This is a genomic window from Pseudovibrio sp. Ad13 (genome assembly GCF_001623225.1).
Classification (GTDB): Bacteria; Pseudomonadota; Alphaproteobacteria; order Rhizobiales; family Stappiaceae; genus Pseudovibrio.
In genome coordinates, this window is the sequence record NZ_LMCC01000015.1 from 168,328 (window position 1) to 182,965 (window position 14,638).

Here is a 14,638-nt window from a genome sequence, read left to right on the forward strand (position 1 = left end):
AAAAAGCCCGCTCAACTGAGCGGGCTTTTTTATTGCCTGTTACTTGAGCCAGTTTTCCAACCGCTCTACCGCAAGCTTGATATCAGGTTCCTTCCCCGCAAAGGAAAAGCGCATGAATTGATTCCCGCGCGTCAGATCGAAATCTACGCCGGGCGTCGCTGCAATATGTGTCTCTGCCAACATCTTCTGACAGAACTCCATGGAATCGTTGGTGAGCTTTGAAACACCGGCATACACATAGAACGCACCGTCAACCGGCAGCACATCAAAACCAAGCTGAGGAAGATGATCAAGCAGCACCTGCCTGTTGGCAGCATACCCAGCCTTGATCTTCTCATAATCCTCCGTCGCATCAAAAGCAGCAGCTGCAGTCACCTGCGCCAACTCTGGGGGCGAAATGTAAAGGCTCTGCGCAATCCGCTCAATCGGACGTACAAGCACTTCAGGCAACACCATCCAGCCAATACGCCAACCTGTCATGCAATAGTATTTGGAAAAGCTATTGACGATGATCGCCTTGTCCGTAAAGCGGAGCGCCGTCTCCTCCTCCATATCATAGGCAAGCCCATGGTAAATCTCATCGGAGATGAACCACAGATCCATCGCCTCACAAGCTTCAACCAGCGCCTTGAGAGCATCAGGAGACATCATGGTCCCGGTTGGATTTGCCGGACTGGCCACAAGCACGCCCTTTAGCGGCTTCTCCTTATGCACAGCCTCAAGAATCTCAGGGGTAAGCGACCAGCGCGTTTCCGGGCCGACCTCAATCTCCACACACTCCAGCCCTAACACCTCAATAATATTGCGGTAGGCCGGATAGCCCGGAGATGTAATCGCAATGCGGTCCCCTCTGTCAAACCCGGCAAGAAACGCAAGGTTAAAACCGGCAGAAGAACCCGTAGTTGCAAAAATGCGAGATTCTGGAACCTCTAATCCGAAGGTTTGCTTATAGTAGCGAGCAATGCTCTTCTTCAGCAACGGAATGCCTTGCGCTTCCGTGTATCCCAATCGGCCAGAAGACAGGTGGTCATGCGCAACCTTCAAAACCGAGTCAGGAACAGGCGCTCCCGGCTGCCCCACTTCCATGTGCAGCACATGTTCTCCGCTTTGCTCAAGGCGGTTGGCAGCATTCAGCACTTCCATAGCTTGAAAAGGCAGGACTTCACTACGTTTTGATCCCATTAATACTGACAAATGCATTCCCTCTTATTTCTTCTTCTCAGAGCCTGTGCTTTAATTTTTCGGGCTACCTAGCAATTTTGCCTAATAACTGCCTATCTTGGGTGGTTAAGGCTTATTTGAAAGTCTATGTAGTACTTTAAGTGCGAACCGCTCTGCGCCTGCCAAGCCAATTAAGGGGACTTGACGTGCAATTTAAGAACAATGCATTGAAACGTGTGATTGAACCAGTCAAATCACAAGCAACAAAGTTTGCGCGCAAAATTCTTATAACAGCAACCGCACTTTCACTGGTTGTACCTAATGTGGCAATCACCACAGCTCAAGCTCAACAAAAGAAGGGGCTCCCCCTCGTTCGCGATGCAGAAACTGAAGATTTGCTGCGCGAATACGCCAAACCGATCTTCCGGGCAGCTGGACTTCCTGCCAATCAGGTTGAGATCATTTTGGTCAACGACAAGAGCTTTAACGCCTTTGTTCCAGACAGCCGAAGGATGTTTATCAACCTCGGCGTCATTATGGATGCCAAGACGCCAAGCGAAGTGATCGGCGTGATCGCACACGAGACCGGCCATATTGCTGGCAACCATCTGGTTCGCATGCGCCAGGCAGCTTCAAACGCACAGATCATGTCAGTTATCGGCATGATCCTGGGTGCAGGCGCTATGGCAGCAGGTGCAACCACGGGCAACAGCTCTATAGCCCGCGGTGGTGCAGCAGCCGTCTCCGGCGGCGGAGCGCTCGCCCAACGAAGTTTCTTGTCCTATCGCAGATCTGAAGAATCGTCAGCTGACCAAGCAGCCCTGCGCTACCTCGATCGCATCGGCGTTTCTGCCAAGGGCATGCTCACAACATTTGAACGCATGGCGGATCAAGCTCTGTTTTCAGCGCAGTATGTAGATCCATACGCGCTCAGCCACCCCATGCCTCGCGCCCGTTTCAACGCCCTTCAAAACAGGGCTCAAAAGGCGAAGCACTTTAACAAGAAAGACCCTGAGCGCCTTCAGCTGAAACATGACATGGTAAAAGCCAAACTGCTGGCATTCACCAGTCACAGAAACTCAGTTTATCGTGCCTATCCGGAAAGAGACAAAAGTCTCCCTGCGCAGTATGCCCGTGCCATTGCCAGCATGAGGTCCGACAAAGCGTCAAAAGCTGTCAGAAAAATTGACGCCTTGATCTCAAAAGCGCCGGAATATCCGTATTTTTATGAAATCAAAGGACAGGCGCTGCTCGAAGGCGGCAAGCCGAAAGCCGCAATTGCGCCATTCCGTAAGGCGCTGGCGCTTTATCCTGGCAATCCGCATTTTGAAATCTGGCTGGGCTTCGCAATGGTCGCATCCGATGACAAGCGGTATCTGAAAGAAGCAAAGAGCATTTTGACCAGAGCTCTGCGAAAAGACAGATATTCCATGAACGGCTATGCCCAGCTTGCAATCGCGAATGCCCGTCTGGGCGATATCGCTGGAGCAGATCTGGCAACCGCTCAAAGCCATATGACCCGCGGCGATGTTCGCAGCGCACAGCGCTACGCAAAACGCGCTCAGAAAAAATTGAAAGTCGGCTCACCCGCCTGGCAACAAGCTGACGATATACTGTCAGTCAAAGTGCCTCAGCTCAGACGCCGCTAACAAATTAGACTGATAAAAATCAAGCACCCGAACAGGGTTACAGGAGACGTCATGAACAAACTCATTCGCAGAGCTGCGATCACATGTGCAGCAACGTTCGCCCTGCTGCCAGCAACTTTTTCTGCACAAGCAGAAACAGTGAACCGCGCTGAAGTCGAAACAATCATCAAGGAATACCTTGTCGCAAATCCGGAAATCGTGCTGGAAGCGCTTCAGGAACTTGATAAGCGCCGCCTCGCAGAAGAAGAAAGCGCACGCAAAGGCGCTATCTCCAGCCTCTCTGATGAGATCTACAACAGCGACTACCAGATTGTCCTCGGTAACCCAGACGGCGACGTCACGCTCGTAGAGCTGTTTGACTACAACTGCGGTTACTGTAAGCGCGCACTGTCTGACCTTGTTCGCCTCGTAGACGAAGACAAGAACCTCCGCGTTGTCTTGAAAGAATTCCCTGTACTGGGCAAAGCATCTCAGGAAGCTGCACGCGTTGCGATCGCAGTTGCTGAAGTCGCACCAGAAAAATACGAGGACTTCCACCTCGCACTTCTGGGCCAGCCTGGCCGCGCAAACCTCGCCAGCAGCCTGAAAGTTGCGAAAGATCTCGGGATCTCTGATGCAGATCTGGAAAAATCAATGAAGTCCAACCGCGCCGCTGAAACCTTCCAGGAAGTATTCACTATTGCTGAACAGCTCGGCATCACCGGAACCCCTTCCTACATTTTGGGTGAAGAAGTGATTGTTGGAGCCGTCGGCTACGACACTTTGAAGGAAAAAATTGCAGCTGAACGCGAGTAGATTGGTCCCAATCGCGCATATCAACGCATTTTCGCAGCTTTATCCTTAAGAACTCAACTCAGAGCGGACAAAGGTCTTTTCCTTGGTCCGCTCTGACCATATAAGAGGGCCAGTTATGTTTATTTGCCTGGCTACGCTTTACCAATACGTCAAGTAAACCTAGCGTATTACACAGAGTTTTTGAGAACAGATTGGTTGCGTAGGCGCAACTACATTTGTGTACTTCTGAGTAAATCAAAGCGTTATGTGCCTTTCTGCGCTAATAAACATGATATTGCCTTATGCTCAGCCTAGGCACTCCGGATGCATACTTTTTAAAAGACAGCATCTCGCAAATAGAGAATTAATGGCTATCTAAGCAGTTAATAACCAACTGCTTGCGTAGTTCATTCAGTCAGAAAGTCCGCATTTGCTCTGAGCAATTGGATTTTCACAGATTATTAAAGGCCATCCTTGCTGCACAGTCGCTTTGGGGGCCAAACCGAAGGCTCCTGGCATTAGTCAGGGCATTTCGAACTGGACGATGAAAACGATGACGAAAGAAACTAAGTTTGATCAGGAAATGATCCGCCAGCTTGCAAATGTGCTGGACGAAACCAACCTGACCGAAATCGAAGTGGAACAAAAAGATCTCCGCGTTCGTGTCGCTCGTCAGCTGACAGTGGGTGCAGTGGCACCAGTAGCAGCACCTGCTCCTGTCGCTGCGCCGGCACCAGCAGCGGCTGCACCTGTAGAGATTGCAGTTTCTGCAGATGCTGCAAATCATCCGGGCGCAGTAACTTCTCCAATGGTTGGCACAGCCTATCTGGCACCAGAGCCAGGCGCGTCAGTCTTTATTGAAGTAGGCAAGTCCATCAAGAAGGGCGACACCATTCTGATCATTGAAGCGATGAAGACCATGAATCAGATCCCTTCACCAAAGTCAGGCACTGTGACTGCAATTCTGGTTGAAGATAGTCAGCCAGTTGAATTCGGCGAACCACTTATCATCATCGAATAACAGGCGAAGTCTCTATGTTCTCAAAGATCCTCATCGCAAACCGCGGCGAGATCGCACTCCGCATCCTTCGGGCATGTAAAGAGCTTGGCATTCGCACTGTTGCGGTCCACTCTACTGCTGACGAAGATGCGATGCATGTGCGCCTTGCTGACGAAAGTGTTTGTATTGGTCCGCCGGTAGCACGCGACAGCTACCTCAACATCCCGCAGATTCTGGCAGCCTGTGAAATCACTGGCGCCGACGCTGTGCATCCCGGTTATGGTTTCCTGTCCGAGAATGCACGCTTTGCGGAAATTCTTGAGGCACACGGCATCACCTTTATCGGCCCTACCTCAGAGCACATCCGTGTGATGGGCGATAAAATTCAGGCGAAAACCACGGCAAAAGAACTGGGCATTCCAGTTGTGCCGGGTTCTGATGGTGGCATCACTCCTGAAGACGACGTCCATGCAATCGCTAAGGAAATCGGTTACCCGGTTCTCGTAAAAGCGGCAGCAGGCGGCGGTGGCCGCGGCATGAAGGTCGCCCTGACAGCTGAAGATCTGGATACTGCGATCTCAACCGCACGCTCCGAATCCAAAGCAGCCTTTGGCGATGATGCTCTGTACATGGAAAAGTACCTCGGCAAACCACGCCACATTGAGGTGCAGGTACTGGGTGATGGTCAGGGCAATGCAATCCACCTTGGTGAGCGCGACTGTTCTTTGCAGCGCCGCCACCAGAAGGTATTCGAAGAGTGCCCATCCCCTGCGCTCAATGAAGAGCAACGGATGGAAATCGGCGAAGTTTGTGCAGACGCTATGCGTAAGCTCAAGTATCGCGGTGCAGGTACAATCGAATTCCTCTATGAAAACGGTGAGTTCTACTTCATTGAAATGAACACCCGTTTGCAGGTGGAACATCCTGTAACCGAGATGGTAACCGGCATTGATCTTGTGATCGAACAGATCCGCATCGCTGGTGGTTCTACTCTGTCAATCAATCAGGAAGAAGTTCGCTTCTCTGGTCATGCGATTGAGTGCCGTATCAACGCAGAGCATCCTCTGACCTTCGCACCATCTCCGGGCACAATCACCTATTACCACCCACCGGGCGGTCTGGGTGTGCGCGTAGATTCAGGCGTTTATCAGGGCTACAAAATTCCTCCACATTATGACAGCCTGATCGGTAAGTTGATCGTTCATGGCCGGACCCGTGTGGAATGTATGATGCGCCTGCGTCGTGCTCTGAGCGAGTTTGTGGTTGATGGCATCAACACAACTGTTCCGCTCTTCACAGAGCTTCTGGACAATCAGGATATCGCCAACGGCGCCTATGATATCCATTGGCTTGAGAAGTTCCTGGAAGCGCACATCGCAGCACAGAACTCCGAAGAAAACTGAGGAGATTTAGGGAGGTCAAAAGCAGGCCAGCATGGAATTTAAGATTACCCCACAAATTCTGCTTAAAGCATACGCTTGTGGCATCTTTCCAATGGCTGAGACTGCTGACTCTCCTGATCTTTTCTGGATTGATCCCGAGCGGCGAGGTATCTTGCCGCTCGATTCATTTCACATCCCCAAACGGCTCGCCAGAACCGTCCGCTCCGACAAGTTTGTCGTTCGAGCCTCCCGTGATTTCAAAGCAGTAATCTCTCACTGCGCGACAACCTCCTCAGAGCGCAAAGAGACATGGATCAACACTGAGATCCGCAAGCTCTACACTGCACTTTTTGCCATGGGGTATTGCCACACAATCGAGGTCTATAACGCCGCTGACGAGCTCGTTGGCGGCCTTTACGGTGTATCACTAGGCGGTGCCTTCTTTGGGGAGAGCATGTTCTCACTGGAGCGGGATGCCTCCAAGGTTGCCCTTGTGCATCTGTATGGCCGTCTGCTCTATGGAGGCTACAGGTTACTGGACGCTCAGTTCGTAACAGAACATCTGGAACAGTTCGGGGCGACAGAAGTTCCCAAAGAGCAGTATGGCAAGCTGCTGGAAAATGCGCTGATGGTACTCGGAGATTTTCACGCACTACCGCAGGAGAGCTCTGGCAAATTAGTGTTGCAGATCATCGAGGATATGCGCCCTGCTCCACCTAAAAACAAAAACGGCCTCATCTGAGAGGCCGCATCATTTACCGCAGTGTTGCAACAACCTTCGGTCGTGGCACCGGAATTTCCCCTGAAGAAACAAAGTCCTTACCAGCAAGATCATCCTCTTCGGAAACAAGATCAACAGCTGGACCAGCGTATCCTTCTGGTGGCGGCACGGAAGTTGTCTTCTTACAGTTGATCAGCCAGATGTCATAGACACTGTGCTCAACAGCGTGCACCCCAGGGTTACTTGCAAACATCCAGCCACTGAAAATCCGGCGAACTTTACTGTCAAGCGTAAGCTCGTCAACCTCAATAAACGCAGTGGTTTGAGAGGCTTCTGTCCGAGGCCGGGAATTACAAACGCGCGGCGTCACCTGAAGCGCACCAAACTGAACTGTCTCATCAATATAGACATCAAACGTGGTAATGCGGCCGGTGATCTTATCCAGCCCTTTGAACACTGCAACCGGGTTTTTAATTGGTGTCTGAGCTTGTGCAGGCAATGCAAATGCTGCCCCACCGATCAACGCAGCAAGTGCGCAGGATGCAGCGCGCCCAAGATATTTACGCATTGTAAAACCCATAAAACTTTCCAGCAGCTAGTGATTCAAACGCCCAAGCTGTAAAGGGCTTAGCACTGGAATGCTACGGGGAAAAGGCCAGAACGAGGCAAACACGCGGCAATCGCTGAGGAATCTCAGCTAACCCACAGGCGTTGCGCGAAAGCCACGATAACCCACCGGCAAATTTTACTTAAATAACAAGGCTTGGATTGTCCAAATGGTCTTGAGTGGCTGGTTTCATAGAGCAGGAAGCAGGCAACAACCGAGACCTCAATGCAACCAGAGCAACAGCCCTCGATAACCCAGCAACAACAGACCTACCGGGCCTCCAATGTGCTTTGCGTTGGTTTGCGTTATTTGTGCGTTACACGTGTTTTTTCTGCGTTTTTTTGCGTTCTTTTGTTTCTGGCACTCCCGAGCGAGGCTCCCGCCCAGTCTCTCTACCAGAAGTACATCAAACAGCAGCAAAAGGAGATCCTGAAAGCTCCCTCAGAAAAGCCAGAGATGCCATCTGACGAAAACGGCATGCCTGAGACACTGCGCATGCCGGCAATGCCTTTGATGGAGTTTCGCGCAAAAGACATCATCGGCATGTTCCCTCTCGCACCTGCCGACACCAGCTCCCCAAGAGCGACACTGGACAGCTTTCTCGACATCATGGAGGAGACCAACCACCTCATTCAGGAAGCTTACGAAGAAAACACAGGTATGGGTGCGTTCTCCATGGAAACGCTCGGCATGAGCAAAAACCATGAGCACATTCAGAACCAGATCCATCTCGCCGAGATTCTTCTGGAGCGTGCCAGAGGCTGCTTTGATCTTTCCGGCCTCCCCAGCGCAACACGTCAACAAACATCATTGGAACTGGTCCTGCAGCTCAAAGAGATTCTGGACCGCATCCCGCTTCCCCCCTTTCCGGATATCCCCGGAACCGCAGCGGGCACCTACGACTTCAATCAGGCCGATTTGGAAAGCTCCTGGACGATCCCATTCACCCAAATCGTTATCACCAGGATGACGGAGGGACCGCAGCAAGGAGACTATGTCTTCTCAGCAGAAACAGTGGACCGGATTCCGGAGTTTTATGAGGAAGTCAAAGCGCTCCCGTCCCGCTCCTCCATTCCGCAAGACCTTTACCACTTTTTCGCCAGCAGTCCCGGGCACCTGCTTCCACCAGCCTGGTTCTCGTTGATTGAAAGCCAACCTCCATGGCTACTGGAACTGTATTATGGACAGGCCGTCTGGCAGTGGTTCGCACTGATCCTGATCACAGCAATCGCCGCAGTCATTCTTTTCTTCTTCGTCACCACCATGCGGCGCTTACCAGATCGCAAGAAGCCGGTTCGGCGGCAAGTGCTCAGCATCATCACTTCTGGCGTTATTGTCGGCTCGCTCATCTTTCTGCGTTATTTGGCTGACTATCAAATCAATATCGGTGGCCCGGTTCTGCAAGTCTATGACCTGACCATCGAAACGCTCGTCTGGATTGGCGGCGCAGTCATCATATACAAGGTCCTCCGCCTTCTGAGCGAGCTGGTGTTGCTCAAGAACCGCGGCGTTGCCTCCATCGACCGCAGCATCATCCGCACAGCAACGCAGTTCTTCGCCATCCTGTGCGCTCTCATTTTGCTCACGTACGGCGCGACCCGCCTGAACATCCCGCTCTACGGCATCATCGCAGGTATCAGTGTCGGCGGTCTCGCCATCGCCCTGGCCGCTCAGCCCACGCTCGAAAACCTTCTCGGCGGCCTGATCCTCTATGCAGACGGCATTGTCCGTGTCGGAGATTATTGCGAGTTCAACAAGGTCCGCGGTCACGTGACATCCATCGGCATGCGCTCAACTCGGATCAGAACCAAAGACAGAACGCTGGTAACCATCCCTAATGCAGACCTTGCAAAAATGAACTTCCTGAACTTCACATTAAAAGATCATTTTCGTGTCGTTCAACACTTCTCATTAGAGTTCGATACAACTGCAGAACAACTAGAGGCCGTCATCTCCAAAATAAAGCAAATGCTAGCCGAACACCCACTCTCTCTGCCAGACGCTTCAAAAGTTTTGCTGGAAGAAATAGACGAAAACGGCTTCTTAATTCTCGTCGAAAATGGTGTCAAAGCATCAAGCCGGGATGAATACCTCGCTATTCAGGAGGATATTCTTATCTGCATACTCAAGCTTGTTTCAGACGAAAACATAAAGGTCGCCCATCCTTTCATCAGTAATTATGGCGATGTTAGAGATACACCCAAAACCACAAAAGGCCCGATTGCAAAAGCAAAGTCTCGGAAAAAAAAGAAAAACCAAATATGAAACCGTAACATACATCTACAGAGCATATTTGAGCGACAAATACCCAAACGGCCCACACCACAGATCAGTTTTGACACGGTTTTCTTAGAAAGAGTAGCAGAGAGCGGATGTGTGAAGGGGAGAGCTTCTCCCCTCACATCCAAAGGATTATTTGCGTGAGATGCGATCGATCTCTTGGCGCACAAGCCGCTCCACCACGCTTGGCAGATGCTGGTCGAGCCAGCCTTTCAGCATTGGGCGCAGCATCTCAGCCACGAGGTCTTCCAGTGTACGGGCGTTCTTGGACAGCACCGTGTTGGCAAGACCGTTAAAGGCGCTGGACACAACTTCGTCCGTCGCGCTTGAGATAAGTGTTTCCGCCGGACTTTTTGCGGCAGATGGCTCAAGAATGTCATCTTGCCCCATACTGCCCAGCCCAAACGCTTCAGGTCCCGGCTGATCAAGAAAAGCGATGTCTCCATCCTCTTCCTTATCTTCATCAGCAAGACCTTCAATAATTTTCAATGAGGAGGATTGCTCGTCGATCTGCTCTTTTTGCGTCAGCTCCAGAACGTCCGGTTCCGCATCCTTCACCACTTCTGGCTCAGGAGTTGGAGCAGGTTCCATTTCCGCTGGCGCATCATCAAAGAGTTTATCTAGATCGTCCTGTGATAATTCGCGACCCGCGTCCGCGTCACTCAATGCAGCATCTGTCATCTGTTCTGCGCCACTTGCTTCGTCATCCGAAATAATCTTGCGGATCGAGCTCAGGATATCCTCCATGGAAGGCTCGTTACCCTGTGAGACAGCTCCCATGTATGTGCTCCACTTCTAATCGCGTCTAATCCGCCGGCTTTCCGACTCAGTTCATTAATAAATACTTACTTAAATATAGGAGAAAAGCGCCCCCGCCTGACAGCCACATATCCAGCAAAAAGCCAATTCCCACAAGGAAAACGAGCAAATTTGAAAATACGGCAACAAAAAAGGGAGCCGATAAGGCTCCCTTCTTCAAAATTTCATTATATCAGAAGAGCTTAACGCCCATCCGGGGTCCGCAGACCAATCCACTTATCACGTACCAGACGGTAGTGTTCAGTTGGGTCATAACGCGCACCGGTCAATGCCAGATTGCTATAGTCGAGACGACCAACAGAGGAAAGAACCGCATAAGCAGCAACCACACGGTCACGCTGCGCAGTCACCAATGTTACGCGCGCATCCACCAGATCACTCTGCGTATCCAGAACATCAAGCGTGGTCCGCTGACCAACACGCTGCTCTTCAATCACGCCTTCCAAAGCAAGACGAGCCGCAGCAACCTGTGCTTCAGCTGCCGTAATGGAAGCGATTGATGCGTTCAGCTGCCCCCAAGAGGAGATCGCCTGTGCACGGATGCTATCACGGGACACATCAACCAAAATCTCGGTCCGGCCCAGATCTTCCTTAGCCTGACGAACAACAGAGTATTCGCTACCGTTCTGATAGATAGGGATATTTACACGACCAAAAATAGAAGCAGATCGTGTAGGTTTTCCTTGATTACCTGATTGGTTGGTATCACTAAAGGTGAGCGTACCCTGCACATCTGCAGTTGGCAGCAAGACACCTTGAGCAGTTTTAACTGCAAATTGAGCTGCATTAACCAGAAACTGAGAAGACTGGATCGCAGGATGTTCATCCTGACCAATGGAGATGGCAGAAGAAACAGTCTTTGGTAGCAAGCTTGTCACATTGGTGCGAGCACTCAGGTTTTTTGGATCAATGCCAATCACCTGACGGAAAATCGCACGACTAGTGTTCAGGTTTGCCAGCGCAGTGTTCAGTGTGGACTGCGCACGTGCACGACCTGATTCAGCCTGAGAAACATCCGTCCGCGTGCCTTCGCCCACATTGAAACGATCTTTAGAAGCACGAACCTGCTCTTCCTGGAATTTCAAGTCACTCCGACGCAAAGACACAAGCGCGGTATCGCGAATGACGTCCATGTAAGCTGTCGCAGCCTGGAAAAGCGCTGTCTGCTCCGCTGTCCGCAAATCTTCACGCTGAGCACGAACAATAGCCTCAGCCTGTCGCGTAGAGTTTACCGTCCGAAAACCACGAAAAAGCGGCTGAGTTGCTGTGACAGACAATGAATAGCGATTATTGCTAGTGTAGGCTCCCCCAGCGTCTTGCCACAGGTATCCATACTCACCACTACCAATAATGCTTGGACGCCATCCGGCCAAGGCCTGTGGTACACCTTCATCTGTCGCACGAAGCTGAGCGCGTGACGCGTTTAATGTCGGGTTATTCTGATAGGTAGCAGCCAATGCCTCTTTAATTGAAAGAGCATTCGCGCCTTGAGCACTCACAAGCAAGCCGACTACTGCAACTGCACCCGTTAACGTTTTCCGAGAAACCACTTTATATGCCTCAAACAGGGTCAATCTTACGAACCGCAAACCCAACACACTCGCCGAAATGTATATCTTATTCGGCGTTTTCCGAAACCGGCGATCAAGCCGATTTTGGAAAAAAATAAATACTGCGACGAACAGGCAACATCTTATCGATATAATTACCTAGCCCAATCGCAGAATATCATTCCCCGGAGGCACACTAATAGAACCATTAAGTTTTTACTACCGTTTTTTCACCCAATGATTGAAACGTGGATATCTCTACATCATTGATAGAAAAGACAGCAGCAGCAACCAGTTCTCATTTTACCCCACCAGAGTCTGAAGTGCTTTAAACCAGCATTGGGACAAAACTGTAATTCACATCACGAAAACGGAAATTCATCACAACACTTCACAGAAAAACAAAAAAAGGCGAAGGTTGCCCCTCGCCTCACATCTCAGTACCTGCATCGCAAGCGTTTAGAATTCAAAGACTTCCGGCTTCTCAAAACCTGGAAGCGCACATGCATGCGCATTAAACGCAAACACAGAACTCACATTGCCGCCAGACTTGGTGTAAAGCCGCGCAACGCCCGCATTGCTCTCCCCCTCAACCACAACAAGACGCCCCTCGTCTTTCAGCTGAGCAGTCAAGGCTTCCGGCAGCTCTTCAACGGAACCGTTCACCAGAATAACATCATAAGGCGCATCAGCCGCATAACCCTTGGCCAGATCGCCATCAATCACAGCAGCATTTTCAATGCCCAACTGTTCAAGATTCGCTGAAGCCGCCTCAGACAGCGCCACATCAACTTCCAGACCAACAACAGCCTCAGCAAGATAGGAAACGATCGCCACGCCATAACCAGAGGCAGCGCCAACCACAAGCACAACATCCTTGGCAGTGATATCAGCCAGCTGAACAAGACGGCCAAAGATGTGCGGCTTGAGCATTTTACGCTCGCCTTTTTCATCAACGGCTACATCTTCATCAATATAGGCCAGCTCCTGCAGGTTTTCCGGAACAAACTTTTCGCGAGGCACCTTGCCCATAGCACCAATAATGCGCAGGTCTGTAATATCATTGGTCCGCAGCTGATTGTCGACCATCAGTGTTCTTTGTTCCGCGAAGTTGACCATCCTGTCCTCACTGTCTCGCAAGATTCTTTGGCTGAGAAATATCGCTCATGCACCACAAACACAAGCTGCCAGATCCGTAAAAATAAACAGTTCCCTCTGTTGTTTTTCTATTTTTGAACTTTACGGTGCAAATACGAGCTTTTTCTCCATGCAGGAAGAAAAGCCGTGCCTCATCCAGAAAGCTACTCACTTAGGTAAACCCCATAGATTTCGGTGTTTTACACAAGAGTGATCGTGGAAAGTGAATTTGCCCGCTTGACTATCCGCCCCAAATATCAGAAAAGCCCCTCACACCACAGCGGGGCCTCTTGGCGGAGTGGTGACGCAGCGGATTGCAAATCCGTGTACGCCGGTTCGATTCCGGCAGAGGCCTCCACTTTCTTTTCCTGACATTGTTATTGTTTATCTTATTGGGATTTTTCCCTCACGTTTTTCGTGATGGAACCAAGGTGAGGGATTCTTGCCCCCAAAATTGCACCCTGCTACCCTCCCAAACTTCCTGTCAGGAGAGACCATTTGGAGCACGAGCAATGGAAAACCGTCCAGTCACTTTGGCAGACCTGAAAGAACTCGACGCGCCAGTTCGCGCTCACTGCAATAACTGCCAGAACGCTGATTACGTTTCCACTGAGGGAATGCCCGAGGATACAATCGTAATTCATATTGCTCGGAAGCTGCGTTGCTCGCACTGCGGATCCAAGGACGTTACATCCCGTCCTTGCTACCAGCACATGGTGCCGCAACATCCCCAAGAGACCTCTCAACAGTAATCAGCCGTAACTAACATTCGTAAACTGTTATCTGCTTACGGCTCTCGATTACCTGTTCCCCATTAATTGTCGCGGATTGCCTGTTATCTGGCGGTTAAATACCGTTGTCCAGCAACTATCTTTTGTTGAGGGGCACAATATGGCGCATACGATTTCAGCTATTCAGCAGAAAGGTGGCTGCGGCAAGTCCACCTTGATAATATCTCTTGCGAGCATTCTCGCTGGAGAAGGCCACAACATCATCATTCCAGACACTGACACACTCCGCTCTTCCTCACTTTGGGCTGAGCAAGAAGTCTTAGATCGCGGCAATATTGATTTCCTCTGCGAGACAAACGACAACGCGATCACCGGACTGCTGCAAGAGCTTAAGGGTGAGTACGATTACACTCTTGTAGACACCGCAGGCTTTAACTCACGTATCGCTGCGTACATCGCAGCTGCTAGTGACCTGGTCTTAATCCCCTGCTCTACAACTGTTGCCGATATTGAGGGAGCAGTAAACACCCAGCGTTTCCTCTCGAAACTGAGTGCGGAGACAGGCAAGCCAATCACAAGCGCAGTGGTAAGGACGGACTTTGACCGCAACACCCGCAATGTTGACGACATCACAAACGAGCTATCTGATGAATCGGCTCTCGACGTTCTGGACACCATCCTCTGGCACACCACAACATTCAAGACTGCAATGAACACGGGAGACTCCATCAAAGGCCGAGCCAAGGTCTACACCCAGGAACTCGTAGGAGAGTTACGGGCAAAGCGCCTCATTCCTCCTGCAATCATTCGGAAAGTAGCAGCATGAG

At 50.8% G+C, this 14,638-nt stretch carries 13 protein-coding genes and 1 tRNA gene; 9 read left to right on the top strand and 5 right to left on the bottom strand.

Translation table 11 applies throughout. The features are described from left to right. Positions 1–39 precede the first annotated feature (39 nt). Entirely contained in the window at positions 40–1,182 is a 1,143-nt protein-coding gene (locus PsAD13_RS17920) for an aminotransferase class I/II-fold pyridoxal phosphate-dependent enzyme (protein WP_063319037.1), read from the bottom strand. A 185-nt stretch (positions 1,183–1,367) separates the two neighbouring features. Between PsAD13_RS17920 and PsAD13_RS17925 the strand changes: the two genes are divergently transcribed. The 5 genes from PsAD13_RS17925 to aat all read left to right on the top strand — a co-directional run bounded on the left by PsAD13_RS17925 (position 1,368) and on the right by aat (position 6,708). Beyond that, the gene (locus tag PsAD13_RS17925; protein WP_057464437.1) at positions 1,368–2,810 is read left to right on the top strand and encodes a M48 family metalloprotease; all 1,443 of its coding nucleotides are present in this window, start codon (positions 1,368–1,370) and stop codon (positions 2,808–2,810) included. A gap of 51 nt (positions 2,811–2,861) precedes the next feature. Next, positions 2,862–3,605: a DsbA family protein gene (locus tag PsAD13_RS17930; protein ID WP_063292429.1), complete on the top strand. Its 744-nt coding sequence runs from the start codon at positions 2,862–2,864 to the stop codon at positions 3,603–3,605. A 523-nt stretch (positions 3,606–4,128) separates the two neighbouring features. After that, the gene (accB, locus tag PsAD13_RS17935; RefSeq protein WP_063292428.1) at positions 4,129–4,605 is read left to right on the top strand and encodes an acetyl-CoA carboxylase biotin carboxyl carrier protein; all 477 of its coding nucleotides are present in this window, start codon (positions 4,129–4,131) and stop codon (positions 4,603–4,605) included. A 14-nt stretch (positions 4,606–4,619) separates the two neighbouring features. Then, positions 4,620–5,987, top strand: a complete 1,368-nt coding sequence (gene accC, locus PsAD13_RS17940; protein ID WP_063289054.1) for an acetyl-CoA carboxylase biotin carboxylase subunit — start codon at positions 4,620–4,622, stop codon at positions 5,985–5,987. A 31-nt stretch (positions 5,988–6,018) separates the two neighbouring features. Next, a complete protein-coding gene (gene aat / locus PsAD13_RS17945) occupies positions 6,019–6,708 on the top strand; it encodes a leucyl/phenylalanyl-tRNA--protein transferase (protein WP_063319038.1) in 690 nt (229 codons plus the stop codon). Positions 6,709–6,721: 13 nt separating this feature from the next. Here aat and PsAD13_RS17950 read toward each other — a convergent pair whose 3' ends face one another. Next, complete coding sequence (locus tag PsAD13_RS17950) at positions 6,722–7,255, bottom strand: DUF2155 domain-containing protein (protein WP_306418677.1); 534 nt, start codon at positions 7,253–7,255, stop codon at positions 6,722–6,724. 264 nt (positions 7,256–7,519) lie between these two features. Here PsAD13_RS17950 and PsAD13_RS17955 point away from each other — a divergent pair, with 264 nt between their 5' ends. Continuing rightward, the gene (locus PsAD13_RS17955) at positions 7,520–9,559 is read left to right on the top strand and encodes a mechanosensitive ion channel family protein (protein WP_208986771.1); all 2,040 of its coding nucleotides are present in this window, start codon (positions 7,520–7,522) and stop codon (positions 9,557–9,559) included. Positions 9,560–9,706: 147 nt separating this feature from the next. Here PsAD13_RS17955 and PsAD13_RS17960 read toward each other — a convergent pair whose 3' ends face one another. The 3 genes from PsAD13_RS17960 to PsAD13_RS17970 form a co-directional block, all read right to left on the bottom strand. Beyond that, positions 9,707–10,354, bottom strand: a complete 648-nt coding sequence (locus PsAD13_RS17960) for a DUF2497 domain-containing protein (protein ID WP_063292424.1) — start codon at positions 10,352–10,354, stop codon at positions 9,707–9,709. 221 nt (positions 10,355–10,575) lie between these two features. Then, positions 10,576–11,943, bottom strand: coding sequence for a TolC family outer membrane protein (locus tag PsAD13_RS17965; protein WP_063319039.1), 1,368 nt, complete (start codon positions 11,941–11,943; stop codon positions 10,576–10,578). Positions 11,944–12,402: 459 nt separating this feature from the next. After that, the gene (locus PsAD13_RS17970) at positions 12,403–13,062 is read right to left on the bottom strand and encodes a protein-L-isoaspartate O-methyltransferase (RefSeq protein WP_057464431.1); all 660 of its coding nucleotides are present in this window, start codon (positions 13,060–13,062) and stop codon (positions 12,403–12,405) included. Positions 13,063–13,364: 302 nt separating this feature from the next. On the opposite strand from PsAD13_RS17970, the gene PsAD13_RS17975 reads away from it, so the two are divergent. From PsAD13_RS17975 to PsAD13_RS17980, 3 genes are all read left to right on the top strand, one after another. Next, positions 13,365–13,438, top strand: a tRNA-Cys gene (locus tag PsAD13_RS17975). Positions 13,439–13,592: 154 nt separating this feature from the next. Then, positions 13,593–13,832 carry a hypothetical protein gene (locus PsAD13_RS27655; protein ID WP_153040921.1) on the top strand — a complete coding sequence of 80 codons (240 nt, stop codon included), beginning with the start codon at positions 13,593–13,595 and terminating at the stop codon, positions 13,830–13,832. Between the two features lie 139 nt (positions 13,833–13,971). Further along, entirely contained in the window at positions 13,972–14,637 is a 666-nt protein-coding gene (locus tag PsAD13_RS17980) for a ParA family protein (protein WP_063319040.1), read from the top strand. The last annotated feature ends 1 nt before the right edge of the window (position 14,638 follow it).

Coding starts and splice junctions, on each gene's coding strand:
- PsAD13_RS17955 (WP_208986771.1), top strand. CDS start 7,520: ATGCAACCAGAGCAACAGCCCTCGATAACCCAGCAACAACAGACCTAC.
- accC (WP_063289054.1), top strand. CDS start 4,620: ATGTTCTCAAAGATCCTCATCGCAAACCGCGGCGAGATCGCACTCCGC.
- PsAD13_RS17920 (WP_063319037.1), bottom strand. CDS start 1,182: ATGGGATCAAAACGTAGTGAAGTCCTGCCTTTTCAAGCTATGGAAGTG.
- PsAD13_RS17980 (WP_063319040.1), top strand. CDS start 13,972: ATGGCGCATACGATTTCAGCTATTCAGCAGAAAGGTGGCTGCGGCAAG.
- PsAD13_RS17970 (WP_057464431.1), bottom strand. CDS start 13,062: ATGGTCAACTTCGCGGAACAAAGAACACTGATGGTCGACAATCAGCTG.
- PsAD13_RS17950 (WP_306418677.1), bottom strand. CDS start 7,255: ATGCGTAAATATCTTGGGCGCGCTGCATCCTGCGCACTTGCTGCGTTG.
- accB (WP_063292428.1), top strand. CDS start 4,129: ATGAAAACGATGACGAAAGAAACTAAGTTTGATCAGGAAATGATCCGC.
- PsAD13_RS17960 (WP_063292424.1), bottom strand. CDS start 10,354: ATGGGAGCTGTCTCACAGGGTAACGAGCCTTCCATGGAGGATATCCTG.
- PsAD13_RS27655 (WP_153040921.1), top strand. CDS start 13,593: ATGGAAAACCGTCCAGTCACTTTGGCAGACCTGAAAGAACTCGACGCG.
- aat (WP_063319038.1), top strand. CDS start 6,019: ATGGAATTTAAGATTACCCCACAAATTCTGCTTAAAGCATACGCTTGT.
- PsAD13_RS17930 (WP_063292429.1), top strand. CDS start 2,862: ATGAACAAACTCATTCGCAGAGCTGCGATCACATGTGCAGCAACGTTC.